This window comes from Streptomyces sp. NPDC016459 (genome assembly GCF_040632845.1).
In the GTDB taxonomy this organism is placed as follows: Bacteria; Actinomycetota; Actinomycetes; order Streptomycetales; family Streptomycetaceae; genus Streptomyces.
The window spans coordinates 419,520-445,339 of the sequence record NZ_JBEYCR010000005.1 but is presented as its reverse complement, the minus strand read 5'-3'; the positions used below and the strand labels follow the sequence as shown (position 1 = coordinate 445,339).

Below are 25,820 nucleotides of genomic sequence, written 5' to 3'. Positions count from 1 at the left end.
GCCCGGGGGGCCGGTCGGCGGCCAGAGTTGCAAAGGGTTGCAGGATTACCCGAACCGGGCCTCGCCGGGTGGTCAGGGACGGCACGATGGGCACCGACACTCCGGACATCTGCCCCGTGCAGAACCGATACAGCACCCGGGTGGCTGGGAGAGACCGATGCAGAACACGCAGCTGGACATGAAGCGCCTCGCCGGCATGGACGCCACCCAGGCCAGCCGCCTGCTCCACCGGGTGCGCGAGGAGACCCTCGCGGGCCGTACGCCTCCCATCGCGCCCCGCCCGGTGATCGACGCCTCCTGGCAGCGGATGGCCCGGCTCGGGCTCGACCCCGACCAGGGGACGAGCAGCGTGCTGCTCCAGCGGGACGAGCTGGAGGAGCGCCGGAGGTCCACCCTCCTCTCGGAGGTCATGCAGACGCTGAGCGGCGGGCTCGCCGGGATCGCCGACACCTCGCTCCAGATCATGGTGGTCACCGACGAGCACGGCCGGGTGCTGTGGCGCCAGGGGAACCTGGCGGTGATGCGGCAGGCGAACGGGATCTGTCTGGAGGAGGGCGCGGCCTGGGCCGAGCACACCGCGGGCACCAACGCGGTCGGCACGGCCCTCGCCATGGGCCGGGCGGTGCAGGTGCACTCGGCCGAGCACTATGTGCACACCCTCCACAACTGGACCTGCGCCGCAGCCCCCGTGCACGACCCGCGCGACCGGCGGCTCCTCGGCATCCTGGACGTGAGCGGCCCGGCGTCCACCTTCCATCCGGCGATGCTGGCCCTGGTCGACTCGGTGGCCCAGCTCGCCGAGGCCGAGATGCGGGAGCGGCACCGGCGGTCGGTCGAGCGGTTGCGGGCGGTGGCGGCGCCCATCCTGTGCCGGGTGGGCGGCCGGGCCGTCGCGGTGGACACCCACGGCTGGACGGCGGCGGTGACGGGGATCGCGCCGATGGACCGGATCCCGCTCCCGAAGTCGTTCCGGTCCGGCCGGCGGTGGATCCCCTCGCTCGGCGTGTGTTCGGTGGAGCCGCTGCCCGGCGGTTGGCTGCTGCGGGTCGAGGAGGAGACGGCGGCGCAGGCGCCGGGCGCGGAGGCGGTGAGCCGGGTGGTCCTCGATCTGCGCCGGCCGCGCCGCTGGACGGTGGCCGTCTCGGGGGTGGCGGGCAGCTGGCAGCAGGAGCTGAGTCCCCGGCACGCGGAGCTCCTCTATGTACTGGCGGTGCACCGGGACGGGCGGACGGCGGCGGAGCTGGCGGGCGACGTGTTCGGGGACCGTACGCGCACGGTGACCGTCCGGGCGGAGATGTCCCGGGTGCGCCGGAACCTGGCGGGGGTCCTGGCGCACCGCCCGTACCGCTTCCGTGAGGAGGTGGCGGTGGAGGTCCTGCGTCCGGAGCGCCCCGCGGACCTGCTGCCCCACTCGCTGGCCCCGGCGGTGCGGACCGGGGCGGCGACCTGGACCTCCCGGTGATCAGGCCGGGCTCGCGGGGTCCGATCCCCACGAGAGGCCCTGGGCGACCCACGACACCGGGCGGCCCGGAGGAACCGGACGACGTCGCGGTGTCCAGCATGCGGACATGCGTCTTCCGACGGATCGGGCGGAGCCGGACCGCTCTGGGAATCCGCCGCTCCGCATGATGCGATGACCTCATGAGCATCACTCTCACCACCTGGTCCCTCGAACAGACCTCCCCCTCCGACCTGCGACCCGCCGCCCCGCCGGAGGGCGACGACGTGACGGTCCTGCGCGCCGAGGTGCCCTCGGCGGAGTTCAGCCGCTTCCTCTATACGGCGGTCGGCGGCGACATCCGCTGGTCCGACCGGTTGTCACTGACCTACAAGCAGTGGCAGGAGATCGTGGAGAAGCCGGGTGCCGAGATCTGGGTGGCGTACGACAGGGGGACACCCGCCGGGTACGTGGAGCTCGACCCGCAGGACGACGGCGCGGTGGAGATCGTCTACTTCGGACTGATCCCGGCCTTCCGGGGGCGCCGGATGGGCGGTCATCTCCTCTCGTACGGGGCGGCCAGGGCCTGGGACCTGGCCGAGCGCTGGCCGGAGCGGGAGGCGACGAAACGGGTCTGGCTGCACACCTGCTCGCTCGACGGCCCGCACGCGATGGCCAACTACGAGCGGCGCGGCTTCCGGCTGTTCGACACCAAGGTCGAACAGGTCGAGGAGACCGAGGCCCCCGGGCCGTGGCCCGGCGCCCACGCCTGAGACCGCGCCGAAGAGGCCTGAAGGGGCCCTGATCAGGGCCCCTCGCGCGTGACCCGCACCACATCATCTCGACAAGCGAGACGACTATGTCCGCATTCTGGACGATGCTGGACTGAGTCCAAAGTCCCGTGACACGCTTCCGTCATGTCTGGAACTGGAATTGCCTTGGTGAGTCGGCGGCACGTCGACCTAGGCCGCATGTCCAGCGCCATCTGTCCGGCGCGCTGAGAGAACCAGCACCGCCGCGATCTCTTTTCTGCCCGACTCTGCCCCACCCTGCTGCGCACTGATGCGCCACCCTCTGACCTGAGCGCCAGTGTGCAGGTCAGAGCCGCCCTCTCGCAGTCCCGAAGGACAAGACGCCATGGCCGCCACCCCGGAAAACCCCACACCCCCCGCCGCCCGCCGCAAGGCCGGGCGTCACCGTGGCGAGGGTCAGTGGGCCGTGGGGCATTTCACCCCTCTGAACGGCAATGAGCAGTTCAAGAAGGACGACGACGGTCTCAACGTACGGACACGTATTGAGACGGTGTACTCGAAGCGCGGCTTCGACTCCATCGACCCCAACGACCTGCGCGGGCGCATGCGCTGGTGGGGCCTCTACACCCAGCGCAAGCAGGGTCTGGACGGCACCAAGACGGGCGTCCTGGAGCCGGAGGAGCTGGACGACGAGTACTTCATGCTCCGCGTCCGGATCGACGGCGGCCGGCTGACCACCGAGCAGCTGCGGGTGATCGGCGAGATCTCCGAGGAGTTCGCCCGGGGCACGGCGGACATCACCGACCGGCAGAACGTCCAGTACCACTGGATCCGCATCGAGGACGTCCCCGAGATCTGGAACCGCCTCGAAGCGGTGGGCCTGTCCACCACGGAGGCCTGCGGCGACACCCCGCGTGTCATCCTCGGCTCCCCGGTGGCCGGCATCGCCGCCGACGAGATCATCGACGGCACCCCCGCCATCGACGAGATCTACCGGCGGATCGTCGGCAACAAGGACTTCTCCAACCTGCCCCGCAAGTTCAAGTCCGCGATCTCCGGCTCGCCGCTGCTCGACGTGGCGCACGAGATCAACGACATCGCCTTCGTCGGCGTGCACCACCCGGAGCACGGCCCCGGCTTCGACGTCTGGGTCGGCGGCGGTCTCTCCACCAACCCCAAGCTCGGCGTCCGCCTCGGCACCTGGGTCTCCCTCGACGAGGTCCCCGACGTCTACGAGGGCGTCATCTCGATCTTCCGCGACTACGGCTACCGCCGGCTGCGCAACCGCGCCCGGCTGAAGTTCCTCGTCGCCGACTGGGGCCCGGAGAAGTTCCGCCAGGTCCTGGAGGACGAGTACCTGAAGCGCAAGCTGACGGACGGCCCCGCCCCCGAGCAGCCCGCGGGCCGCTGGCGCGACCACGTCGGTGTGCACCGGCAGCAGGACGGCAAGTTCTACGTCGGTTTCGCGCCGCGTGTCGGCCGGGTCGACGGCGCCACCCTGACGAAGATCGCCGCGGTCGCCGAGGCCCACGGCTCCGGCCGGGTCCGCACCACCGCGGAGCAGAAGATGCTCGTCCTCGACGTCGAGGAGGCGCAGGTCGAGTCGATCGTCGCCGCCCTGGAGGCGCTCGACCTGCGGGTCACCCCCTCGCCCTTCCGGCGGGGCACGATGGCCTGCACCGGCATCGAGTTCTGCAAGCTCGCGATCGTCGAGACCAAGGGACGTGGTTCCTCGCTCATCGACGAACTGGAGCGCCGGATCCCGGAGTTCGACGAGCCGCTGACGATCAACATCAACGGCTGCCCGAACGCCTGCGCCCGTATCCAGGTCGCGGACATCGGCCTCAAGGGCCAGCTGGTCCTCGACGACGAGGGCAACCGCGTCGAGGGCTACCAGGTGCACCTGGGCGGCGCCCTGGGCCTGGAGGCCGGCTTCGGCCGCAAGGTCCGCGGTCTCAAGGTGACGGCGGCCGAGCTCCCCGACTACGTCGAGCGGGTCCTCACGCGCTTCCAGGCGGAGCGCGAGACCGGCGAGCGCTTCGCGACCTGGGCGGCCCGCGCGTCGGAAGAAGCGCTGTCGTGAGCGAGCGTGCCGCACCGTTCCACTGCCCCTACTGCGGCGACGAGGACCTGCGTCCGAACGATCAGGGTCACGGCGCCTGGGAATGCGCAGCGTGCAGCCGAGCCTTCCAGTTGAAGTTCCTGGGGCTGCTCGCCCCGGTGACTTCGGGCAACACCCCTGGGAGGGAAGAGATATGACGGCAACTCAGCACAGCGAAGGCAGCAAGGACGTCACCGCGGCCGACCTCAAGGCACTCGCCGAGCGGGCCGGCCGTGAGCTGGAGGACGCCTCCGCCACCGAGATCCTCCGGTGGGCGGTCGACACCTTCGGCGACGCCTTCTGCGTCACCTCCTCCATGGAGGACGCCGTCGTCGCCCACCTCGCCTCGCGGGTCAGGCCCGGCGTGGACGTCGTCTTCCTCGACACGGGCTATCACTTCGAGGAGACCATCGGCACCCGCGACGCCGTGGCCGCCGTCATGGACGTCGATGTCATCACCCTGACCCCGCGTCAGACGGTGGCCGAGCAGGACGCCGAGTACGGCCCGAAGCTGCACGACCGCGACCCCGACCTGTGCTGCGCGCTGCGCAAGGTCAAGCCCCTCGAAGAGGGCCTGACCCGGTACCGCGCGTGGGCGACGGGCCTGCGCCGCGAGGAGTCCCCGACCCGGGCGAACACCCCGGTCGTCGGATGGGACGAGAAGCGGCGCAAGGTCAAGGTCTCCCCCATCGCCCGCTGGACGCAGGACGACGTCGACGCCTACGTCGCGGAGCACGGCGTCCTCACCAACCCGCTCCTCATGGACGGTTACGCCTCCGTCGGCTGCGCGCCCTGCACCCGCCGCGTCCTGGAGGGCGAGGACGCCCGGGCCGGCCGCTGGGCCGGGCGGGCCAAGACCGAATGCGGACTGCACGGATGACGGACCCTCAGGAAACCCAGGAGAATCACGTGACCGGCGCCACCATCTGGCTCACCGGCCTGCCCAGCGCCGGCAAGACCACCATCGCGTACGAGCTGGCCGGCCGACTGCGCGGCGAGGGCCACCGCGTCGAGGTCCTCGACGGCGACGAGATCCGCGAGTTCCTCTCCGCGGGCCTCGGCTTCAGCCGCGAGGACCGGCACACCAACGTGCAGCGGATCGGCTTCGTCGCCGAACTCCTCGCCTCGCAGGGCGTGCAGGTCCTGGTCCCCGTCATCGCCCCGTACGCCGACAGCCGTGAGGCGGTCCGCAAGCGGCACGCGGCCGAGGGCACGCCCTTCGTCGAGGTGCACGTGGCCACCCCCGTGGAGGTCTGCTCCGTCCGCGACGTGAAGGGCCTCTACGCCAAGCAGGCCGCGGGCGAGATCAGCGGACTCACCGGCGTCGACGACCCGTACGAGGCACCCGAGACGCCCGATCTGCGGATCGAGTCCCAGAACCAGACCGTGCAGGAGTCCGCGGCGCAGCTCCACGCGCTGCTCACCGAGAGGGGTCTGCTGTGACCACTGTCGCTCATGTCCACGACACCACCGGCAGCCCGTTCGCGCTGTCGCACCTCGACTCCCTGGAGTCCGAGGCCGTCCACATCTTCCGTGAGGTGGCGGGCGAGTTCGAGCGGCCGGTGATCCTCTTCTCCGGCGGCAAGGACTCCATCGTCATGCTGCACCTGGCGCTCAAGGCGTTCGCGCCGGCGCCGGTGCCGTTCACGCTGCTGCACGTCGACACCGGGCACAACTTCCCCGAGGTCCTGGAGTACCGCGACCGCGTCGTCGCCCAGCACGGACTGCGGCTGCACGTGGCCTCCGTGCAGGAGTACATCGACGCGGGCAAGCTGCGCGAGCGCCCCGACGGCACCCGCAACCCGCTGCAGACCGTCCCGCTGACGGAGGCGATCCAGCACCACCGCTTCGACGCCGTCTTCGGCGGCGGCCGCCGCGACGAGGAGAAGGCCCGCGCCAAGGAGCGGGTGTTCTCGCTGCGTGACGAGTTCTCGCAGTGGGACCCGCGCCGCCAGCGCCCCGAGCTGTGGCAGCTCTACAACGGCCGGCACGCCCCCGGTGAGCACGTCCGTGTCTTCCCGCTGTCCAACTGGACCGAGCTGGACGTCTGGCAGTACATCCAGCGCGAGAAGATCGAGCTCCCGCAGATCTACTTCGCGCACGAGCGCGAGGTGTTCGCCCGCTCCGGCATGTGGCTGACGGCCGGCGAGTGGGGCGGTCCCAAGGAGACCGAGACGGTCGAGACGCGGCTGATCCGCTACCGGACCGTCGGCGACATGTCCTGCACCGGCGCCGTCGACTCCGACGCCACCACGCTGGACGCCGTCATCGCCGAGATCGCCGCCTCCCGACTGACCGAGCGGGGCGCCACCCGCGCCGACGACAAGATGTCCGAGGCCGCGATGGAAGACCGCAAGCGCGAAGGGTACTTCTAGCCATGACGAGCACCACCGAGCAGTTCGCCGACGTGGCGGCCACCACCCTGCTGCGCTTCGCCACCGCCGGGTCCGTCGACGACGGGAAGTCCACCCTGGTGGGCCGCCTCCTGCACGACTCCAAGTCGGTCCTCACCGACCAGCTGGAGGCCGTCGAGGCGGCGTCCCTCAAGCGCGGTCAGGAGGCGCCCGACCTGGCGCTCCTCACCGACGGTCTGCGGGCCGAGCGCGAGCAGGGCATCACCATCGACGTGGCCTACCGCTACTTCGCCACGCCCCGCCGCCGCTTCATCCTCGCCGACACCCCCGGGCACGTGCAGTACACCCGGAACATGGTGACGGGCGCCTCCACCGCCGAGCTGGCCGTGGTCCTGGTCGACGCCCGCAACGGCGTGGTCGAGCAGACCCGCCGGCACGCCGCCGTCGCCGCGCTGCTCCGCGTCCCGCACGTGGTCCTGGCCGTGAACAAGATGGACCTGGTCGACTACCGGGAGCCCGTCTTCGCCGCGATCGCCGAGGAGTTCACGACGTACGCCTCCGAGCTCGGCGTCCCGGGCTGGGGGTCTGGGGGGAACCCCCAGGAGAATTGGTGCACCGCGATCCCGATCTCGGCGCTCGCCGGCGACAACGTCGTGGAGCCGTCCGCGAACATGGACTGGTACGGCGGCCCGACGGTGCTCGAACACCTGGAGACCGTGCCGGTCAGCCACGACCTGACGGCCTGTCACGCGCGTTTCCCGGTGCAGTACGTGATCCGCCCGCAGACCGCCGAGCACCCCGACTACCGGGGGTACGCGGGACAGATCGCGGCCGGCGCGTTCCGGGTCGGTGAGAAGATCACCGTCCTGCCGTCGGGGAAGACCTCCACGATCACCGGGATCGACGCGCTGGGCGAGTCCGTGGACATCGCCTGGGCGCCGCAGTCGGTCACGATCCGGCTCGCCGACGACATCGACATCTCGCGCGGCGACCTGCTCGCCCCGAGCGGTGACGCCCCGGCGACCACGCAGGACATCGAGGCGACCGTCTGCCACGTGGCGGACCAGTCGCTCGCCGTCGGCCAGCGGGTGCTGCTCAAGCACACCACCCGCACGGTCAAGGCGATCGTCAAGGAGATCCCCTCGCGGCTGACCCTGGACGACCTCTCCCAGCACCCGAACCCGGGGCAGCTGGTCGCCAACGACATCGGCCGGGTCGTGGTGCGCACGGCCGAGCCGCTCGCGCTCGACGCGTACGCGGACTCGCGCCGTACCGGTTCGTTCCTGCTGATCGACCCGGCGGACGGCACCACGCTCGCGGCGGGCATGGCGGGCGAGTCCTTCGCCACCACCAAGACCGTCGCCGTCGTCGAGGACGAGGAAGGGTGGGACTTCTGATGGGTCAGGACATGTACGCCACCTTCGCCAAGGAGGGCGGCCGGGTGGGCTCCGGTGCCCTCGGCGCGGGCACGGGAGGTGTGGCGCGATGTGCGTGCTGACCTCGACGCGCCGCATGCGCGGCGCGACCCCGCTCCACCCCGAACGACATAGACGAAGACTTCGAAAACGCTGAATCGAGGGGACACCTCCCGTGCCTGCCACGACCCGTACCACCCTGCGCCGCGGCCTCGCCGCCGCCGTCGCTCTGCCGCTGCTGATCGGCGCACTCGCCTCCTGCGGCTACGGCTCCCAGGCCAAGAACGACGAGAAGAAGGTGGCCGCCGAGGGCGAGAAGCTCTCCGCCGACACCGTACGGCTCGGGTACTTCCCCAACCTCACCCACGCGACCGCGCTCGTGGGCGACCAGGAGGGGATCCTCCAGAAGGAGCTGGGCGGCACCAGGCTGGTTCCCACCACCTTCAACGCCGGCCCCTCCGAGATCGAGGCGCTCAACGCCGGCTCGATCGACATCGGCTTCATCGGTCCCTCGCCGTCGATCAACGGCTACGTCAAGACCAAGGGCACGAACCTGCGGATCATCGGCGGCTCCGCCTCCGGCGGTGTGAAGCTCGTCGTGAACCCGGCGAAGATCAAGACCCTGGACGACGTCAAGGGCAAGAGGATCGCCACTCCGCAGCACGGCAACACGCAGGACGTGGCCTTCCTCCACTGGATCTCCGAGAAGGGCTGGAAGGTCGACGCCGAGAGCGGCAAGGGCGACGTGTCCGTGATCCGCACGGACAACAAGGTCACCCCGAACGCCTACGCCTCCGGCGCCGTCGACGGGGCCTGGGTGCCGGAGCCGACCGCGTCGAAGCTGGTCAGCGACGGGGCGAAGGTGCTGCTCGACGAGTCCGACCTGTGGCCGGACAAGAAGTTCGTGATCACGAACATCATCGTGTCGCAGAAGTTCCTGAAGGCGCACCCGGACGTCGTCGAGGCGTTCCTGCGCGGCGCGGTGAAGACCAACGAGTGGATCAACGCCAACCCGGACAAGGCGAAGGCCTCGGCCAACGCCAAGCTGAAGGACCTCTCGGGCAAGGCGCTGGGCGCGAAGGTGATCGACGCCGCGTGGCCGTCCATCCGGTTCACCGACGACCCGCTGGCGGCCACGCTCCAGGCGCAGGCAGACCACGCGGTGAACGCCGGTCTCCTGGAGAAGCCCGAGCTGGGCGGCATCTACGACCTGAAGCCGCTCAACAGGGTCCTGAAGGCCGCGGGTCGGCCCGAGGTCTCCGACGCCGGGCTCGGCGTGAAGTAACCGGGCGTCAGACACCCGTGCAGCAGCCCTAGTTCAGCTTCACCAGGAGGTGACGACCATGGCCACGACCGCGACGATCGCCAAGGCCGAGGACCGTGCGGCGGTGACCCATGCCGCCCGTATCCAGCATGTCTCCAAGTCCTTCGGCGGACCCGCCGGCGGGCAGCTCGTCCTCGACGACATCACGCTCGATGTCGCCCCGGGCGAGTTCGTCACCCTCCTGGGCGCCTCGGGCTGCGGCAAGTCCACGCTGCTCAACCTGGTCGCGGGGCTCGACCGGCCGTCCGCGGGGTCCATCGAGACCCCCGGCGGCCGGCCGGCCCTGATGTTCCAGGAGCACGCCCTGTTCCCGTGGCTCACCGCGGGCAAGAACATCGAACTGGCCCTGCGGCTGCGCGGGGTGCCCAAGAACGAACGGCAGCCCGAGGCCGAGCGGCTGCTCGACCTGGTCCGGCTGCGCGGCTCCTACGGCAAGCGGGTCCACGAGCTGTCCGGCGGCATGCGCCAGCGGGTCGCGCTGGCCCGCGCGCTCGCCCAGGACAGCGACCTGCTCCTGATGGACGAGCCGTTCGCCGCGCTCGACGCCATCACCCGGGACGTACTGCACGACGAACTGACCCGGATCTGGCGGGAGACGAACCTCTCGGTGCTCTTCGTCACCCACAACGTGCGCGAGGCCGTGCGGCTGGCCGAGCGCGTCGTCCTCCTCTCGTCCCGGCCCGGCCGGATCGCGCACGAGTGGACCATCGACATCCCTCAGCCGCGCCGCATCGAGGACTCCGACGTCGCGGAGCTGTCCCTCGAGATCACCGAGCACCTGCGTGGGGAGATCCGCCGTCATGGCCAGCACTGATACGAGCCCGAAGGCGCCAAGGACACAGAAGAGCGACGACCTCGCCGGGCTCGAAGCCGGTCTGGACGCCCTCGACAGCGTGCAGATCCGGCGGACCCCGGTCCGTGAGGTGCTGCTCAAGAAGGTGCTGCCGCCGATCGTCGCCGTCGTGCTCGTCCTGGTGGTCTGGCAGCTGCTCGTCACGCTGAAGGTCACCGACGAGTACAAGCTGCCCGCGCCGTCCGCGGTGTGGGACAGCCTGACCACGATGTGGCTGGAGGGCACGCTCCTCGACGTCCTGTGGACCAGCGTGTCCCGGGCCCTGTTCGGCTTCCTCCTGGCCCTCGCCATCGGCACCCCCCTCGGACTCCTCGTCTCCCGGGTGAAGTTCGTGCGGGCGGCGATCGGCCCGATCCTCGCCGGCCTCCAGTCGCTGCCCTCCGTGGCCTGGGTGGCGCCCGCCGTCCTGTGGCTCGGCCTCAACGACAGCATGATGTACGCGGTGATCCTGCTCGGCGCCGTCCCGTCGATCGCCAACGGCCTCGTCGCCGGTGTCGACCAGGTCCCGCCGCTCTACCTGCGTGCGGGGCAGACGCTCGGCGCGAACGGCCTCAAGGGCGCCTGGTTCATCGTGATGCCCGCCGCGCTGCCGGGCTACCTCGCGGGCCTGAAGCAGGGCTGGGCGTTCTCGTGGCGTTCGCTGATGGCCGCGGAGATCATCGCGTCCTCCCCCGACCTGGGCCTCGGCCTCGGGCAGCTCCTGGAGAACGGCCGCAACAACATCGACATGGCGGGCATCTTCCTGGCGATCATCCTGATCCTGGTCGTCGGCATCGCCATCGACCTGCTGATCTTCAGCCCGCTGGAGCGCGCGGTGCTGCGCCGCCGCGGCCTGCTCGTGAAGGGCTGAACCGGACCGTGAACCGCCCTGCCCTCCCGTCGCCCACCACCGCCCTTGCAGGGAAGCGCTCCGCGCCTGTCCTTTTCGTCATCGCCCACGGCAGCCGCGACCCGCGGCACGCGGCGACCGTCCAGGCGCTCGTGCGCCGGGCCGGTGCGCTGCGGCCGGGGCTGCGGGTGGAGACGGCGTTCCTGGACTTCACCCTGCCCTCGGTGACGGGGGTGCTCGACCGGCTCGCCGCCGAAGGGGTACGGGACGTGGTGGCGCTGCCCCTGCTGCTCACCCGTGCCTTCCACGCGAAGGCCGACATCCCCGCCGTACTGCGGCAGGCGCCGCCGTCCCTGCGCGTGCGCCAGGGGGAGGTCCTCGGGCCCTCGCCGCTGCTGGTCGCGGCGGTGGAACGGCGTCTGCACGAGGCCGGGGTCACCCCCGGCGACAAGAGCACGACCGGGGTCGTCCTGGCCTCGGCGGGCTCCACCGACCCGGAGGCGATCGCGGTGATCGCAGAAACGGCGCGGGAGCTGCGGCGCACCGGTTGGTGCTCCGTGCGGCCCGCGTTCGCCTCCGCATCCCTTCCCCGTACGGAGGACGCCGTCCAGGCCCTCCGTGCGGATCCGGGTGTCCGGCGGGTGGCCGTCGCCCCGTACGTCATCGCGCCGGGCCGCCTGCCGGACCGGATCGCGGCGGGCGCGGGCGCGGCGGACTTCCTGGCGGACGTCCTCGGCCCCTCCCCCGAGCTGGCCGCGCTGCTCGTGGAGCGGTACGACGGGGCGGCGCGGGCGGAAGACCTCGTGGCGGTCGCCGGCTGATCCCCCTGCGGCGGGTGCGAGAAGAAAATCACACCTCGGGCGTACATCCTTGACGCCCTTTCACTCGTCCTCTGTTCGCCGGGTCCGTGCGGACCCGGGAGACTTCGACTCCTATCGAGGGCAGGGGACTTTGATCACTTCCACACTCGGTGTGCGCAGCGCCGTGACCGTCTCGCTCACGGTCTCGGCCGTCCTGGCCGGGGGCCTCTTCGCCGGTCAGGCGCACGCCGCGCCGCCCACCCCGTCGATCACCGCCCCGGGCGGCTTCGTCATGAACAACGGGACGGGCACGACGCTGTTCGGGAAGGCCGCGGACACCCGCCGGTCGACCGGTTCCACCACGAAGATCATGACCGCGAGGGTGGTGCTGTCCCAGCGGAACCTCAACCTCGACGCCAAGGTCACGATCCAGAAGGCCTACAGCGACTACATCGTCTCGAAGAACGCCTCCTCGGCCCGGCTCATCGTCGGGGACAAGGTGACCGTCCGGCAGCTCCTCTACGGCCTCATGCTGCCGTCGGGGTGTGACGCGGCCTACGCCCTCGCCGACAAGTTCGGCACCGGTACGACGCAGGCGGCGCGGGTCAAGTCGTTCATCGGGAAGATGAACGAGGAGGCCAGGCGGCTCGGCCTGAGGAACACCCACTTCGACTCGTTCGACGGCATAAGCAACGGGAGCAACTACTCGACTCCGCGCGATCTGACGAAGCTCGCGAGCACGGCGATGAAGAACTCCACGTTCCGCACCGTGGTGGGCACGAAGTCCACGAAGCAGAAGGTGACGACCAGGACCGGTGGCTACCGGTACATGTCGTGGAGCAACACCAACAAGCTGCTGAGCACGTACAGCGGCGCGATCGGTGTGAAGACCGGTTCGGGTCCGCAGGCCAAGTACTGCCTCGTCTTCGCGGCCACCCGCGGCAACAAGACGGTCATCGGCACGGTGCTCGGCTCGTCGAGTGAGACGAACAGGGCGGCCGACGTCAAGAAGCTGCTGGACTACGGCTTCGCACGGTGATGCCCCGGCTGCCTCCCGTTCCGCGGGAGGCAGCCGCGGGTGTGTGCCGGCGTCAGCCCTCCCGGGTCATCTCCACCAGTTTGACGACGGTGTTCCAGTTGCGGGCGGTGACCACCAGGCCCTTGACGAGGGACGGCCGGGTGACCACCTCGGCCAGCTTGGACCTGCCCAGGCCTTCGGGGACGGAGAGGTAGAGGACGCGGTCGCCGAGCGCGAAGGCCTGGGGGTGGTACGGGGCCTGGTCGACGGCGGCGAAGCGCGCGGGGTCGGCCGGGCCGGAGAGGTAGAAGGCGTGGAGCTGCCTGCCCTCGATGCCGGCGGTGGGGAAGGGGCAGGCGTCGGCGACGGCCCTGAGGTAGTCGCCGTCGCGGACGAGGCAGTCGACGCGGAAGCCGAAGTGGCTCTCGATCGCGTCCTCGACCGTAACCGTGAGTTCGTCCTCGCCCGCGGTGGAGTCGGTCGTGAAGACGGCGTTCCCGCTCTGGAGGTACGTGCGGACGTTCCGGTGGCCGAGACCTTCCAGGACGGCGCGCAGCTCCGGCATGGGGACCTTGCGGTGACCGCTCACGTTGATGCCGCGGAGCAGGGCCGCGTATGTCGTCGCCATGGGTTCACCTTAGGGCGGCCACCGCGCCTCGTGGGGGGCGGCACGGTGGCCGGTTCGAACACTCGCCGATGGAGGGGATCCGGGAGAAGACCCTTCACCCATCTGTGACTTATTCAACAAGGTTTCGTAATAACGAATCCATCATTTGCGCTGATAGCGGGCGAGGACGCGGTTGCCGTCCTCGGCCAGCCGACTGCGCAGCTCGGCCCCGTCGATGGCCCCGCTGTAGTACTCCTGGAAGGCGGGGGTCGCCACCTTGTCCTTCCACTCCGGATAGCCCCGCACCGACTGCGCCGGGGCGGGCCGCAGATGTGCGGCCATCGCCGCCCCGGTCGCCCAGCCGGCCTCGGCGGTGCGCAGGGAGGGGTCGGCGAGCGCGGCCGTGCCGGTGGGCAGCATCCAGTCGCCGCGCGCGAGCCGCACCATGTTCGCCGGGCGGAGGAAGAAGTCGAGGAACTCCACGGCCTCCTTCTTGTACGGGCTGTCCTCGGCGATCGAGAGGGTCTGCGGGGAGACGCCCTGGGTGGGTCCGGCGCTCCCGGCGGGTGCGGGCAGCACGGTCCACTCGAAGCCGTCGGGGGCCTGCTGGGCGATCTGCTGCCGGTAGGCGAACCCCAGCGGGACCATGGCGTACTTGCCGGCGAAGAAGCCGGGCAGGGTGTCGGAGCCGCCGCTGCCGAGCGTGGTGCGCGGGGCGGTGCGGTCGGTGACGACCTGGTCGTGGATCGTTCCCGGGACGACGGCGTCGGCGTCGGTGAAGCGGACGGTGACCCGCCCGTCGGTCTCCCGGTGGAAGAGCCGGCCGCCCGCGGAGAGCCCGAGGTTGAGGCTGACGGAGACCGGCTCCTTGAGCGGCCAGGCGACGGCGTACCTGCCGGGGCCCATGCTCCGGGTGAGGTCCTGGGCGATCTGCCGGAACTCGGTCCAGGTCCAGGGCTTCTCCGGGGTGGGGACGCGGACGCCGGAGGATTCGAGGATCTTCCGGTTGGCGATGATCACGCGCGGTTCCTGGAGGAACGGCACGCCGTAGATCCCCTCGCCGAAGGTGGTGGTCTCCCAGCTGCGGGCGGGGATGTCGGCGCGGAGCCGTGCGGGCAGCAGGGTGCGCAGGTCGGCGAGGTGGCCGCCGTAGGCGAAGTCGGCCAGGTCGTCGGAGGCGTCGTGGATGATGTCGGGGGCCTCGCCGCCCTCGAAGGAGGTGAGGAGCTGGTCGTGGACGGAGTCCCAGCTGCCCTGGACGTAGTCGATCTGGACGTCGGGGTGGGCGGCGTTCCACTCCTGCACCAGTTGCCGGTTGGCGTCGACGGACTCCTTCTGCCAGGCGAGGGACTGGAAGCGGAGCCGTACGACCCCGTCGTCGTGCCCCTCGTCCCCCGCGGTGCAGCCGGTGAGGAGCAGGACGAGCGCGGCGGCGGCGGTGAGGATTCGTCTCATGACTTCACCGCCCCTGCCAGCATGCCGCCGGTGATCCGTCGTTGGAGGAGGGCGAAGACGACGAGGGAGGGGAGGGTGGCGAGGAAGGCCGCGGCGGCGAGGGGGCCGAGGTCGGCGACGCCCTCGGCGCCGAGGAAGTGGGTGAGGACGACCGGCAGGGTCTGTTTCTCCGGGGTCTTGAGCAGGACGAGCGCGAAGAAGAACTCGTTCCACGCGGTGACGAAGGCGAAGAGGGCGGTGGCGACGATGCCGGGGACGAGCAGCGGGGCGGTGACGGAGACGAGGGTACGCAGCCGGCCTGCGCCGTCGACGGCGGCGGCCTCCTCCAGTTCGGCGGGGACCGCGCGGACGTACCCCATCAGCATCCAGAGGGCGAAGGGCAGCGACCAGACGACGTAGACCATGACCAGGCCGAGGACGCTGTTGATCAGGTGCAGGTTCTTGAGGATCAGGAAGAGCGGGATGATCACCAGGACGAACGGGAAGGCCTGGCTGATCACCACCCAGGCCGAGGCCGCCGAGGCGAGCCTGCCCCGGTGCCGGGCGGTCACGTAGGCGAGCGGGGTCGCGACGCCGACCGCGATCACGGCGGCGGAGACGGCGGCGACCAGGCTGTTCGCGGCGGCCCTGAGCAGCGGCTGTTCGTCGAAGGCCTGCCGGAAGTTGGCGAGCGTGGGGTCCTTCGGGATCCAGGTGGGGTGGAGCGAGGCCAGTTCGGGGGCGGGCTTGAAAGCGGTGGAGACCAGCCAGAGGAAGGGGAAGGCGAGGAAGACCAGGTACGCGAGGAGGGCCAGGTACTGGCCGAACCGCGCGGGTCCGCTCGTCCGCAGTGCGCTCACCGGTCCTGGTCCCCTTTCAGCCGGCGTACGAGGGAGAGGGCGATGAGCACCGAGACCGCGGCGACCATCACGCAGCCCATCGCGGCGGCGTAGCCGAACTGTCCGTAACGGAAGGCCTCTTCGTAGGCGAAGAGCATGGGGAGCCGGGTCCGGCCGCCCGGTCCGCCGTTGGTGAGCACGTAGACCAGGGCGAAGGAGTTGAAGTTCCAGATGAGGTTGAGGGCGGTGATGGCGAGCGCGACGGGTCGGAGCGCGGGCCAGGTGACGGCGCGGAAGCGGCGCCAGGCTCCGGCGCCGTCGAGCGCGGCTGCCTCGTGGAGTTCCTTCGGGGTGTTCTGGAGTCCGGCGAGGAGGGCGACGGTGGTCTGCGGCATGCCCGCCCAGACGCCGACGACGATGACGGCGGGCAGGGCAGTGGCGAGCCCCGAGAGCCAGTCGTGGCCCTCGCCGACGCCGAGGCTCCGGAGGGTCTCGTTGAGGATGCCGGCGTCGGGGTTGTAGACGAGTCGCCACATGATGCCGACGACGACCTCCGGCATCGCCCAGGGCACGATGGCGAGGGCCCGCGCCAGCCAGCGGAAGCGGAGGTTCTGGTTGAGGAGGAGGGCGAGGCCGAGGGCGAGCAGGAACTGGGGGACGGTGACGCCGACGGCCCAGACCACGCCGATGCGGAAGGAGTCCCAGAAGAGGGTGTCGTGCAGCAGGTCCTGGAAGTTGAGGGTGCCCACCCATCGGGTGGCCTGGGTACGGCCCGACTGGGCGTCGGTGAAGGCGAGCGCGATGCCGTAGAGCAGCGGGCCGACGCTGAGGACCAGGATGGGCAGGAGCGCCGGGAGCACCAGGAACCAGGCGCCGAAGTCGGGGCCGCGGGGGCGTGCCCCCTGGTCGGCACGTGGTGCCCGCGTCCCGCCCGGCCGCTTCGTCACGGTCATCGAGCCCACCGATAAGCCCTCCCGTCCGCCGTCCCCCTGGCTCCGTACGGGTTACCCCGTCGCGGCCGTGGGAATCCCGCCATGGTCCTGACGGCCCGTGGGGGCGTCAAGGCGGCCTGCGCGGTGAGCTGGGCGGGTGCGAGACTTTGACGCAAACGCACAGGTGAGGGAGAGGTCGATGGACGAGGCGCGGGCGCGGGAGATCCTGGCCGTGGCGGGGCTGCCGGTGGCGGAGGCGCGGCTGCTGGCCCTCGGGGAGAACGCGGTCTTCGCCGTGGGCGCGCTGGTCGTGAAGGTGGGCCGCGACGCGGAGGTGTTCGAGCGTGCCGAGCGGGAGGTGGCGCTCGCCGGCTGGCTCGCCGGGGCGGGGATCCCCACGGTGCGGGCCGCCGAGGAGAAGCCGCTCCTCGTCGACGAGCACCCGGTGACCTTGTGGCATCGGCTGCCCGAGCCGGTGCGGCCCGCGGAGCCCCGTGACCTGGCGCCGCTGCTGCGGGCGGTCCACGCCCTGCCGGAGCCGGTGGGCCTCACACTGCCGCGCCGCGAGCTGCTCGGCGGGGTGGAGCGGTGGCTGCGGCTCGCGGGGGACGCGATCGACCCGGCGGACGCGGCCTTCCTGCGGGAGCGGCGGGACGCCTTCGCGCCGGCGGCCGCGGCCCTGACCCCGCACCTGCCGCCGGGTCCGATCCACGGTGACGCCCTCCCCCGGAACGTGCTCGTCGGCCCGGACGGCCCGGTCCTGATGGACCTGGAGACCTTCTCCTGCGACCTGCGCGAGCACGATCTCGTGGTGCTGGCTCTGTCCCGGGACCGGTACGGCCTCGATCCGGCGGCGTACGAGGCGTTCACGCTGGCGTACGGCTGGGACGTCCGGGAGTGGGAGGGGTGCGCGGTGCTGCGGGGGGCGCGGGAGACGGCGAGCTGCGCGTGGGTGGCGCAGCACGCGCCGACGAACCCGAAGGCGCTCGCCGAGTTCGAGCGGCGGGTGGCCTCGCTGCGGGACGGCGACCCCGAGGTGCGCTGGTACCCGTTCTGACCTGGTGCTCCGTCGGGCCCACCGGCGACCGCTCCCTGACCGGGGCGGTGGCCTGAGGCGCTGTCAGACGGTCGCCGTGACGGCGTGGCGCAGGGGCCAGACCGGGTCGACGACCGCGTCCGGGTCGCCCTTGCGGCGCAGGAACTCCTGGAAGTTCTCCGCCCAGAGGCGGTACCAGCCGATCTGCCGCTCGTGCAGTTGAGCCGGGTCGAGTTCGGCGACCTCGCGGTGCCGCTCGGCTATCGCGACGGCGACCCGGACGGCGGCGAGCGCGTCGGCGGCAGCCTGGTGGGCGGCTTCGAGCACCACGCCGTACTCCCCGCAGACGGCTTCCAGGGTCCTCTTGCCGCGCCGGTAGCGGTCGACGGCCCGGTCGATGGTGTACGGGTCGACGACGGGTCCGATGCCGACGCCGCCCAGGCGCTCGCTCAGCGAGGGCAGTCCGTGGCGGCGCAGCTCCGCGGAGAGGAGCGTCAGGTCGAACGAGGCGTTGTACGCGACGACGGGGACGCCGTCCTCCCAGTACTCGGCGAGGGTCTTCGCGATCTCGTCGGCCACCTCGCGCACCGGCCTGCCTTCCGCGGCGGCGCGCTCGGTGCTGATGCCGTGGATCGCGGAGGCCTGCTCCGGGATGCGGATCCCCGGGTCGGCGAGCCAGTCCCGCCGCCGCGTGATGTGTCCCCCGCCGTCGACCTCGACGATCGAGGCCGTCACGATACGGGCCTCAAGTGGTTCGGTGCCGGTCGTCTCCAGGTCGAAGCCGACCAGCGTCTCGCCGTGCCAAGCCATCGGGTCCTCCTTACGTGATCTCCCCCGTGGTGCTGACCACCCTCGCACGCACCACTGACAACGCCCCCGGGGTCCCCCGTCGGGGCGTCAGGAGACGGGCCGTGAGTCGAGCCAGATGGACTCGAACTCCTCCCGGTATGTCTCGAAAAGTCCGTGATCGCCGTCACGAAGGCCTTGCCCGTGGCGCACCACGTTCCGGCCGCCGCCGCGCAGCACGAGAACCGGCGCCTCCATGCCCCGGGCCCGCCGGAGGTAGGACTGCACGACGCCGACCCCGTCCGGGCCGTCGCCGTCCACCAGGTAGGCGGTGAAGCGGGGGGTCTCGTCGAAGACGTGGATCTGGAAGGCGCCCGGGTCGCGGAGCTTGGAGCGGACCCGGCGCATGTGCAGGATGTTCATCTCGACGGAGCGGCTCAGCTCGCCCTTCCTGAGGCCGAGTTCCCGCTCACGCCGCTTGACCGCGCTGCTCGCGGGGTTGAGGAAGAGGAGCCGGGTCCGGCAGCCGGACTCGGCGAGCCGGACCATGCGGCGGCCGGAGAAGTTCTGCACGAGCAGGTTGAGGCCTATGCCGGTCGCGTCGAGGCGGCGGGCCCCGCCGAAGAGGTCCTCGGCCGGCAGCTGCCGCTGGAGCCGCACCCGGTCGGGGTGGACGGAGACCACGTCCGCGTACCGGTCCCCGACGAGGTCCTCGACCGCGTCCACGGGCAGCCGGTCGGCGGACGGCACCCCGGCGCCGCTGCCGAGGATCTCCAGGATGCGGGCGGAGGCCCGCTCGGACTGGGCGAGCACGGTCAGCGAGAGGGCCCGGTTGCGGGAGACCACGTTGCGCGTGACCTCCAGCTCGTCGAGGGCGAGCTCGACCTCGCGCCGGTCGTCGAAGTAGGGCTCGAAGCAGGGCCAGTGCTGGACCATCAGCTCCCGCAGCTGCGGAAGGGTGAGGAAGCTCAGCACGTTGTCGTCGGCCGGGTCCAGGAGATAGCCCTTGCGCCGCGAGACCTCGCGCACCGCGACGGCCCGCTGCACCCACTCCTGGCCCGCGGGACCGGCCGCCGCCACCACCCACTCCTCACCGTGCACCGGTTCGTACACGGGCCGCAGGACGGCGGCGACGACGGCACGGAGCCGCTGTTCGACGAGATTCAGCCAGATGTACGCCCGCCCGGCGCGCTGGGCGCGGGTGCGCACCTCGCTCCAGGCCTCGGCGTCCCAGTCGATCTCCGCCCCGATCTCCACCGGCCGGGCGACGGTGACCGTCCCGGGCGGCACGGCACCCGGCGGCGCGACCGCGCCGGGCGGCGCCTCGGCGGGATCGGCCGGAGCCCCCTCGTGACCCGCGTCACCTGGGGGCAGCTCACGACCTCCCGAGCTCACCCGCGCACCGCCTTCTGCTCCTGGACGCCCGTGTCGACCGGTCCGACAACGATCAAGGAAGGGTACTCCGGGAGCGGGAGGCGGTGCAGCAGGATCGTCAGGCTGCCCGCTCAACTCCCCAGATCGGGCTGTCCGTTCTGGGAGGCGAGATCGGCCGGAGTGAGCGGATTCATAGCGGTTACGTCCCTGGGCGCGAGCTGGAAGCCCTGCCAGTGGACCGGCATCGGCTGCTGGTCCTCGTCCCGGGCGATGTGGTGGAACCCGATGTTGACCCACACGGAAGGCTTGGTCAGCGTCTCGCCGTTGACCCACTTGTCCACGCTGTCACCGGCGCCCGGCGCGCAGTTGCCGATGTTGTTGCTCGCGAACTGCTCGCAGGCACGCGCCTGCGTGAAGTACACGTCGTGCTTGGTGAAGCCGCGCCCCGCGTGGGTGTCGGTGTGGCCGGGCACGATCTCGTAGGAGCGGGCGTGGCCGTCGGCGTTCTTGCCGGTGCCGCTGACCACCCGCCACCACCGCATGTTCTTCGCGTCGCCGGCGAGCTCCTTGGTGACGGTGGTGCGCTTGGTCTTCACGGTCGGCCCGCCGCCGCCCACGGGTGCGGTGACGGTGGAGTCGAACTGCTCGATCCGGTCCTTGGTGGAGCCGTCGAGACCGAAGTCGAGCTTCCAGAACACGTTGTGGGCGTGGCTGGTGGCGTAGCCGCGGGCGCCCTTGCCGATGGGCCAGCCGCGGCCGTCCGTGGCGTTGTAGTCGACGGGCGAGAGGCTGCCGGTGGCTCCGACGTTGGCCCCGACGGTGCCGTCGGCGGAGAACCGCCACTCGGTGATGTACTCGTACCAGCCGACCTTGTTGACGGTGTAGACGAGCAGGTCCTTGGACTGGACCTGCCAGACCTTGGCGCCGTTGTCGCTGGCCATGCGGTACGCGTGGCCACGCGCGCGCGTGGTGGTGCACAGGCCCTTGACCTGGCCGACCTCGGGCACCTTGACGGTGGTGAGGGTGCCGCCGGGGCACTCGGCCGGCTTGAGGTTCTGCAGGCCCCAGCCGAAGCCCGCGCCGGTGAGGTCGTCGTACTCGGCGGCGCCGTCGTCGTAGGGCACGTGGATCTGGGCGAGCCGGGCGCTGGTGAGGACCTTCACGGGGGTCCTGGCGCCGGGCGGCTGGTAGGTGATCTTGTCGAGGGTCAGCCCGGCGTCGGTGTCGTAGCGCCAGCACATGCGCCAGGTCGCGCCGCCTTCGAGCTGCTGGGTGATGCGGTACGCGGCGGAGCAGTCGACCGGGAGCGGAGGCGCCGGACGGGTCGGGGCGGGCGGCCGTGGCGGAGCGGGGGCGGCGGTGGCCCCGCCGACGGGGCCGGCGGCGGCCGTGGCGGTGCCGAGCAGGGCTGCCGCGGTCAGGACGGCGGCACGCCTGCGCGTGCGTGGGTTTCGACGGGTGGTCGCGCGGAACATGCGGACGTACTCCCTCGTACGGTGATCGGGCGGGCGGGGACCGGGGCGGCGGTGGTCAGCCGACGCGGGTGACGGTCCTCGCGGAGAGGTCGACGATCAGGTTCCGGGTGTCGATCCAGGCCCCGTTGAGGACCTTGGTGACGAGCCGGACGCAGCGGTGCTCCCCGCAGCGGTCGAGCTGCGCGGGCACGTTCGCCTCGCGGTAGGTGCGGTAGAGGTCGCCGTTGAACCACAGCTGCGTGGTGGAGGTGAGCTCCTTGCCGGTGGCGTCCTTGTAGTCCTCCTTGACGCCCTTGCCGAGCGGGCTCGCGAGGATCAGCTCCAGGGCCTCGCGCAGTTCCTCGGGATGGGCGGAGGGCTGGACCCCGCGCTGGGCGCCGGACCTCTCGACCTTGCCGGTGTCGAGGTTGACGGTCCGGGTGATGAGCTCGTCGCGCGCGTAGTCGTAGAAGCGGACCTCCGCGCGGCGTGTCGCGTCCCCCGGCTGGGGGTCGGCGAGGTCGGTGCCCAGGTGCTGCGGCCCCCTGCCGCCGTCGACGTCCTGCTGGGCGGTGGCGCCGGGCGGGGTCAGCGCCAGGCTCTCGGCCCGGACGAGTTCGTCGTCGGTGAGCGGGTCGCCGCCCACGCCCTTCTTCCCCTCGGCCGCCGGGGGCACCACGGTCGCCGGCGCGGGCGCGGTGCCCGTGGTCTGCGTTCCGTCGCCGCCCTGCGTGCCGGCCGTGCCGGAAGAGCCGGCCGTTCCGGCCGAGCCGCCCCCTGTCGACGCGGCGGCGGACCCCGCCGTTCCGGCGGACCCCGCGGACCCGGCCGCCCCGTTCGCCCCTGCCGGACCCGGCAGGCTGATCGCGACCGCGACGGCGGTCCCCGTCACCGCCATGGCCGCTCCGGCCACCACCTTCCCCAGGTGGCGACGCGCTATTTCGTACACACTTCCCCCTCTTTCCCCCTCTAGGTCTGCGGTCACCCGGTAGGACGGGGCGAAGTCCTAGGAGGTTGCCCGACTTTCGGGCAGGATCTGGCCGAAGAGCATCTCCACAAACCCGGACAGAAGAGGAATAGTCGTATCCATGCAGGTCTGGCCGGGACAGGCGTACCCCCTGGGCGCCACCTATGACGGAGCGGGAACCAACTTCGCGGTCTTCTCGGAGACCGCCCACAGGATCGAGCTGTGTCTCCTTCATGACGACGGCTCGGAGACGGCGGTGGAACTGCGCGAGTCCGACGCGTTCGTCCGGCACGCGTACCTGCCGGGCGTGATGCCCGGCCAGCGGTACGGGTTCCGGGTGCACGGCCCGTACGCCCCGGAGAGCGGGCTGCGGTGCAACGCGGCGAAGCTGCTCCTCGACCCGTACGCGCGCGCGGTGTCGGGGCAGATCGAGTGGGGCGAGGCGGTGTACGGCTACCCCTTCGGGCGGCCGGACGCGCGCAACGACCTGGACTCGGGGCCGCACACGATGACCTCGGTCGTCGTCAACCCGTACTTCGACTGGGGCGACGACCGGCGGCCGCGTACCGAGTACCACCACACGGTGATCTACGAGGCCCATGTGAAGGGCCTGACGATGCTCCATCCGGACCTCCCGGAGGAGCTGCGCGGGACGTACGCGGGCCTGGCGCACCCGTCGGTGATCGGGCACCTGAAGGAGCTGGGGGTGACCGCGCTCGAACTGATGCCCGTGCACCAGTTCGTGAACGACCACCGCCTCGTGGACTCGGGGCTCTCCAACTACTGGGGCTACAACACGATCGGCTTCTTCGCCCCGCACAACGCCTACGCCTCCTGGGGCGACCGGGGGCAGCAGGTCCTGGAGTTCAAGTCGGCGGTCCGGGCGCTGCACCAGGCGGGCATCGAGGTCATCCTCGACGTGGTCTACAACCACACCGCCGAGGGCAACCACCTGGGACCGACGCTGTCCTTCCGGGGCCTGGACAACCCCTCGTACTACCGGCTCGCCGACGACCCCCGGTACTACATGGACACCACCGGCACCGGGAACTCGCTGCTCATGCGGTCCCCGCACGTGCTCCAGATGATCATGGACAGCCTGCGGTACTGGGTGACCGAGATGCACGTGGACGGCTTCCGCTTCGACCTGGCGGCCACCCTGGCCCGCCAGTTCCACGAGGTGGACCGGCTGTCCTCGTTCTTCGACCTGGTGCAGCAGGACCCGGTGGTCAGCCAGGTGAAGCTGATCGCCGAGCCCTGGGACGTCGGCGAGGGCGGCTACCAGGTCGGCAACTTCCCGCCGCTGTGGACCGAGTGGAACGGCATGTACCGGGACTGCGTGCGGGATCTGTGGCGGGGCGAACCGCGCACCCTCGCCGAGTTCGCCTCCCGGCTCACCGGCTCCTCCGACCTCTACCAGGACGACGGCCGGCGGCCGCTCGCCTCGGTCAACTTCGTCACCTGCCACGACGGCTTCACGCTGCGGGACCTCGTCTCGTACAACGAGAAGCACAACGAGGCGAACGGCGAGGACAACCAGGACGGCGAGAACCACAACCGCTCGTGGAACTGCGGTGCCGAGGGCGACACCGAGGACGTCGGGATCGCGGAGCTGCGCGCCCGCCAGACGCGCAACTTCATCGCCACCCTGATGCTGTCGCAGGGCGTGCCGATGCTCAGCCACGGCGACGAGTTCGGGCGGACGCAGGGCGGCAACAACAACGCGTACTGCCAGGACAACGAGGTGTCCTGGGTGCGCTGGCCCAAGGCGGACAGCGAGGCGGAGACCACCCTGCTCCGCTTCACCCGGGCGATGGTGCGGCTGCGCCGGGACCATCCGGTCTTCCGACGCCGCCGCTTCTTCCACGGGCGGCCGGTGGAGGGCACCCACGACGAGCTGACGGACATCGCCTGGTTCACGCCCGAGGGGGAGGAGATGAAGTCCCGCGACTGGCAGGCGGCGCACGCCCAGGCGCTGACCGTCTTCCTCAACGGCAACGCCATCTCGGAGCCCGGCACCCAGGGGGAGCGGATCGCCGACGACTCCTTCCTGCTGATGTTCAACGCCTCGTCGAAGGAGTTGGAGTTCGCGGTGCCGGACAGCCACGGCGCCTGCTGGCGCACGGTGGTGGACACCTCCGACCCGGAGGGCATGCCGCCGTTGGAGGGCCCGGAGCTGGCGGCCGGGGAGCGGGTGACCCTCGCGCCGCTCAGCCTGACCGTTCTGCGACGGCCGGCCTGAGCTCCCGTACGGGAGCCGCCACCCGGACCGACCAGGACAGGACCGCGCAGGCCGCGGCCGCCCCCACCGCCACCGCGAAGGCGGCGGGGGCGCCGTGGCTTTCGGCGAGCCGGCCGGACACGGCGAGGGCGAGGGCCTGACCGCCCACGATCCCACTGGTCAGGAACGCCATGGACTCGGCGAGCCGGACGGCGGGGACGGTCCGCTCGGTGAGGCCGAAGACCGTGATCAGATGCGGGGCGTACGCGGCGCCGAGGACGACCACGACCGCGTACAGCGCGCCGAGGGAACCGGCCAACAGCAGCGGTACGGAAAGGACGACGAGCCCCGCGGTCGCGGCTCGCCAGCGGGTCGTGAGCCCGATCCGGGCGGGGACGGCCGCCATCGAGAGGCCGACGGCGGCGCTCATCACCCCCATCGCCGCGTAGACAAGACCGGCCTGGGCGGGGGCGCCGAGCTCTTCGGTGAGCGCGGTGATCCCGGCCTGCGAGGCGCCGAACGTGGCGCCCTGGAGGACCATCGTGGCGCGCAGCGCGTACGTCGCCCCGGGCAGCCTCGTCCGTTCGGCGGCGCCCGATCGGGTGAATGTCGAAGCGTCGGGCGCGGTGGCCTTCGCCGTCGGATGGAGGGCGAAGGCCGTCCCGCAGACGCCGAGCAGCAGCGCCGCGAGCAGAAGGGCGGCGGCGGGGTGGGCGAGGGCGGCGGCGAGGCCCACGAGCGCGGGGCCGAGGACGAAGGACACCTCGTCGAGGGTGCCCTCGAAGGAGAGGACGGTGCCGACGGTCCGGTCGTCCGCCCCGGAGCGGCGGGCGAGGGCCACCGAGCGGGTCCTGGCGAGCGGCCCGACCTGGGGGACGGTGGCTCCGGCGAGCGCCCCGAGGACCATCAGCGGGCCGGTCGGGGCGCGGCCGAGCGCGGCGAGGACGAGGGCGGTGACGGCGACCGCGTTGGCGAGGGAGGCGGCGAGGACGACTCCGCGCTGGCCGTGCCGGTCGGTGAGCCGGCCGATGACGGGCCCCGCGACGGTCTGTCCCGCGGCCAGCGCGCCGCCCGTGAGGCCGGCCGTGGCGAGGGAGCCGCTCGTCTCCGCGACCAGGAGCAGGCTGCCGAGCTGGCACATGGCGGTGGGCAGCCTGCCGAGGAAGGAGACGACCGGCAGAGCGGGACCGAGCAGCGACAGGGTGTCGCGATACATCCGGAGCATCAACCGAACGTAATGCGATGCACACGAACGGGTGCATCGGGCGATGACACAGAAGCCCTCG

General features: G+C 71.4%; 25 protein-coding genes. 16 read left to right on the top strand and 9 right to left on the bottom strand.

Annotated elements, in window-relative coordinates; genetic code table 11:
- Positions 1–157 precede the first annotated feature (157 nt).
- From ABZ567_RS16595 to ABZ567_RS16530, 14 genes are all read left to right on the top strand, one after another.
- Positions 158–1,462 (top strand): GAF domain-containing protein, encoded by a 1,305-nt coding sequence (locus ABZ567_RS16595; RefSeq protein ID WP_360789764.1) that lies wholly within the window; start codon positions 158–160, stop codon positions 1,460–1,462.
- A 179-nt stretch (positions 1,463–1,641) separates the two neighbouring features.
- Complete coding sequence (locus ABZ567_RS16590) at positions 1,642–2,211, top strand: GNAT family N-acetyltransferase (RefSeq protein WP_360789761.1); 570 nt, start codon at positions 1,642–1,644, stop codon at positions 2,209–2,211.
- A 144-nt stretch (positions 2,212–2,355) separates the two neighbouring features.
- Positions 2,356–2,439, top strand: a complete 84-nt coding sequence (locus ABZ567_RS16585) for a putative leader peptide (RefSeq protein ID WP_310591794.1) — start codon at positions 2,356–2,358, stop codon at positions 2,437–2,439.
- 136 nt (positions 2,440–2,575) lie between these two features.
- The gene (locus tag ABZ567_RS16580) at positions 2,576–4,273 is read left to right on the top strand and encodes a nitrite/sulfite reductase (protein WP_360789757.1); all 1,698 of its coding nucleotides are present in this window, start codon (positions 2,576–2,578) and stop codon (positions 4,271–4,273) included.
- Positions 4,270–4,449, top strand: coding sequence for a hypothetical protein (locus ABZ567_RS16575; RefSeq protein WP_360789754.1), 180 nt, complete (start codon positions 4,270–4,272; stop codon positions 4,447–4,449). The genes ABZ567_RS16580 and ABZ567_RS16575 overlap by 4 nt, the downstream gene beginning before the upstream one ends.
- The gene (locus ABZ567_RS16570) at positions 4,446–5,171 is read left to right on the top strand and encodes a phosphoadenylyl-sulfate reductase (RefSeq protein WP_360789751.1); all 726 of its coding nucleotides are present in this window, start codon (positions 4,446–4,448) and stop codon (positions 5,169–5,171) included. Before ABZ567_RS16575 ends, ABZ567_RS16570 begins: the two co-directional genes overlap by 4 nt.
- Positions 5,168–5,734 (top strand): adenylyl-sulfate kinase, encoded by a 567-nt coding sequence (cysC, locus tag ABZ567_RS16565; protein ID WP_360789748.1) that lies wholly within the window; start codon positions 5,168–5,170, stop codon positions 5,732–5,734. Before ABZ567_RS16570 ends, cysC begins: the two co-directional genes overlap by 4 nt.
- Entirely contained in the window at positions 5,731–6,666 is a 936-nt protein-coding gene (cysD, locus tag ABZ567_RS16560) for a sulfate adenylyltransferase subunit CysD (protein ID WP_360789745.1), read from the top strand. Before cysC ends, cysD begins: the two co-directional genes overlap by 4 nt.
- 2 nt (positions 6,667–6,668) lie before the next feature.
- Positions 6,669–8,042: a GTP-binding protein gene (locus tag ABZ567_RS16555; RefSeq protein ID WP_360789742.1), complete on the top strand. Its 1,374-nt coding sequence runs from the start codon at positions 6,669–6,671 to the stop codon at positions 8,040–8,042.
- A gap of 193 nt (positions 8,043–8,235) precedes the next feature.
- Entirely contained in the window at positions 8,236–9,345 is a 1,110-nt protein-coding gene (locus ABZ567_RS16550) for an aliphatic sulfonate ABC transporter substrate-binding protein (RefSeq protein ID WP_360789739.1), read from the top strand.
- 58 nt (positions 9,346–9,403) lie between these two features.
- The gene (locus ABZ567_RS16545; protein ID WP_360789736.1) at positions 9,404–10,198 is read left to right on the top strand and encodes an ABC transporter ATP-binding protein; all 795 of its coding nucleotides are present in this window, start codon (positions 9,404–9,406) and stop codon (positions 10,196–10,198) included.
- Positions 10,185–11,087: an ABC transporter permease gene (locus ABZ567_RS16540; RefSeq protein WP_360789734.1), complete on the top strand. Its 903-nt coding sequence runs from the start codon at positions 10,185–10,187 to the stop codon at positions 11,085–11,087. Before ABZ567_RS16545 ends, ABZ567_RS16540 begins: the two co-directional genes overlap by 14 nt.
- Positions 11,088–11,095: 8 nt before the next feature.
- Positions 11,096–11,887, top strand: coding sequence for a sirohydrochlorin chelatase (locus ABZ567_RS16535; RefSeq protein WP_360789731.1), 792 nt, complete (start codon positions 11,096–11,098; stop codon positions 11,885–11,887).
- Positions 11,888–12,038: 151 nt separating this feature from the next.
- Positions 12,039–12,905 (top strand): serine hydrolase, encoded by an 867-nt coding sequence (locus ABZ567_RS16530; RefSeq protein WP_360789728.1) that lies wholly within the window; start codon positions 12,039–12,041, stop codon positions 12,903–12,905.
- 52 nt (positions 12,906–12,957) lie between these two features.
- On the opposite strand, the gene ABZ567_RS16525 is transcribed toward ABZ567_RS16530, so the two are convergent.
- The 4 genes from ABZ567_RS16525 to ABZ567_RS16510 form a co-directional block, all read right to left on the bottom strand.
- Entirely contained in the window at positions 12,958–13,512 is a 555-nt protein-coding gene (locus ABZ567_RS16525) for a DUF1697 domain-containing protein (RefSeq protein WP_360789725.1), read from the bottom strand.
- Positions 13,513–13,653: 141 nt separating this feature from the next.
- Positions 13,654–14,946, bottom strand: coding sequence for an extracellular solute-binding protein (locus tag ABZ567_RS16520; RefSeq protein ID WP_360789722.1), 1,293 nt, complete (start codon positions 14,944–14,946; stop codon positions 13,654–13,656).
- A complete protein-coding gene (locus ABZ567_RS16515) occupies positions 14,943–15,785 on the bottom strand; it encodes a carbohydrate ABC transporter permease (protein WP_360789719.1) in 843 nt (280 codons plus the stop codon). The genes ABZ567_RS16520 and ABZ567_RS16515 overlap by 4 nt, the downstream gene beginning before the upstream one ends.
- Entirely contained in the window at positions 15,782–16,717 is a 936-nt protein-coding gene (locus ABZ567_RS16510) for a sugar ABC transporter permease (protein ID WP_360789716.1), read from the bottom strand. The genes ABZ567_RS16515 and ABZ567_RS16510 overlap by 4 nt, the downstream gene beginning before the upstream one ends.
- Positions 16,718–16,895: 178 nt before the next feature.
- Between ABZ567_RS16510 and ABZ567_RS16505 the strand changes: the two genes are divergently transcribed.
- Positions 16,896–17,753, top strand: coding sequence for an aminoglycoside phosphotransferase family protein (locus ABZ567_RS16505; RefSeq protein WP_360789713.1), 858 nt, complete (start codon positions 16,896–16,898; stop codon positions 17,751–17,753).
- Between the two features lie 63 nt (positions 17,754–17,816).
- Here the strand turns inward: ABZ567_RS16505 and ABZ567_RS16500 are convergent, their stop codons facing one another.
- The 4 genes from ABZ567_RS16500 to ABZ567_RS16485 form a co-directional block, all read right to left on the bottom strand.
- Positions 17,817–18,542: a 3'-5' exonuclease gene (locus ABZ567_RS16500; protein ID WP_360789711.1), complete on the bottom strand. Its 726-nt coding sequence runs from the start codon at positions 18,540–18,542 to the stop codon at positions 17,817–17,819.
- Positions 18,543–18,629: 87 nt separating this feature from the next.
- Positions 18,630–19,913, bottom strand: coding sequence for an SAV2148 family HEPN domain-containing protein (locus ABZ567_RS16495; protein ID WP_360789708.1), 1,284 nt, complete (start codon positions 19,911–19,913; stop codon positions 18,630–18,632).
- Positions 19,914–20,023: 110 nt separating this feature from the next.
- Positions 20,024–21,367: a copper amine oxidase gene (locus ABZ567_RS16490; RefSeq protein WP_360789705.1), complete on the bottom strand. Its 1,344-nt coding sequence runs from the start codon at positions 21,365–21,367 to the stop codon at positions 20,024–20,026.
- A gap of 55 nt (positions 21,368–21,422) precedes the next feature.
- Entirely contained in the window at positions 21,423–22,295 is an 873-nt protein-coding gene (locus ABZ567_RS16485) for a Tat pathway signal sequence domain protein (RefSeq protein WP_360789702.1), read from the bottom strand.
- Positions 22,296–22,434: 139 nt separating this feature from the next.
- Between ABZ567_RS16485 and glgX the strand changes: the two genes are divergently transcribed.
- Positions 22,435–24,555: a glycogen debranching protein GlgX gene (gene glgX / locus ABZ567_RS16480; protein ID WP_360789698.1), complete on the top strand. Its 2,121-nt coding sequence runs from the start codon at positions 22,435–22,437 to the stop codon at positions 24,553–24,555.
- On the opposite strand, the gene ABZ567_RS16475 is transcribed toward glgX, so the two are convergent.
- Positions 24,524–25,750 carry an MFS transporter gene (locus ABZ567_RS16475; protein WP_360789883.1) on the bottom strand — a complete coding sequence of 409 codons (1,227 nt, stop codon included), beginning with the start codon at positions 25,748–25,750 and terminating at the stop codon, positions 24,524–24,526. The genes glgX and ABZ567_RS16475 overlap by 32 nt on opposite strands.
- Positions 25,751–25,820 lie beyond the last annotated feature (70 nt).

Coding starts and splice junctions, on each gene's coding strand:
- ABZ567_RS16595 (WP_360789764.1), top strand. CDS start 158: ATGCAGAACACGCAGCTGGACATGAAGCGCCTCGCCGGCATGGACGCC.
- ABZ567_RS16590 (WP_360789761.1), top strand. CDS start 1,642: ATGAGCATCACTCTCACCACCTGGTCCCTCGAACAGACCTCCCCCTCC.
- ABZ567_RS16585 (WP_310591794.1), top strand. CDS start 2,356: ATGTCTGGAACTGGAATTGCCTTGGTGAGTCGGCGGCACGTCGACCTA.
- ABZ567_RS16580 (WP_360789757.1), top strand. CDS start 2,576: ATGGCCGCCACCCCGGAAAACCCCACACCCCCCGCCGCCCGCCGCAAG.
- ABZ567_RS16570 (WP_360789751.1), top strand. CDS start 4,446: ATGACGGCAACTCAGCACAGCGAAGGCAGCAAGGACGTCACCGCGGCC.
- cysC (WP_360789748.1), top strand. CDS start 5,168: ATGACGGACCCTCAGGAAACCCAGGAGAATCACGTGACCGGCGCCACC.
- ABZ567_RS16555 (WP_360789742.1), top strand. CDS start 6,669: ATGACGAGCACCACCGAGCAGTTCGCCGACGTGGCGGCCACCACCCTG.
- ABZ567_RS16545 (WP_360789736.1), top strand. CDS start 9,404: ATGGCCACGACCGCGACGATCGCCAAGGCCGAGGACCGTGCGGCGGTG.
- ABZ567_RS16540 (WP_360789734.1), top strand. CDS start 10,185: ATGGCCAGCACTGATACGAGCCCGAAGGCGCCAAGGACACAGAAGAGC.
- ABZ567_RS16525 (WP_360789725.1), bottom strand. CDS start 13,512: ATGGCGACGACATACGCGGCCCTGCTCCGCGGCATCAACGTGAGCGGT.
- ABZ567_RS16520 (WP_360789722.1), bottom strand. CDS start 14,946: ATGAGACGAATCCTCACCGCCGCCGCCGCGCTCGTCCTGCTCCTCACC.
- ABZ567_RS16510 (WP_360789716.1), bottom strand. CDS start 16,717: ATGACCGTGACGAAGCGGCCGGGCGGGACGCGGGCACCACGTGCCGAC.
- ABZ567_RS16505 (WP_360789713.1), top strand. CDS start 16,896: ATGGACGAGGCGCGGGCGCGGGAGATCCTGGCCGTGGCGGGGCTGCCG.
- ABZ567_RS16500 (WP_360789711.1), bottom strand. CDS start 18,542: ATGGCTTGGCACGGCGAGACGCTGGTCGGCTTCGACCTGGAGACGACC.
- ABZ567_RS16490 (WP_360789705.1), bottom strand. CDS start 21,367: ATGTTCCGCGCGACCACCCGTCGAAACCCACGCACGCGCAGGCGTGCC.
- glgX (WP_360789698.1), top strand. CDS start 22,435: ATGCAGGTCTGGCCGGGACAGGCGTACCCCCTGGGCGCCACCTATGAC.
- ABZ567_RS16475 (WP_360789883.1), bottom strand. CDS start 25,750: ATGTATCGCGACACCCTGTCGCTGCTCGGTCCCGCTCTGCCGGTCGTC.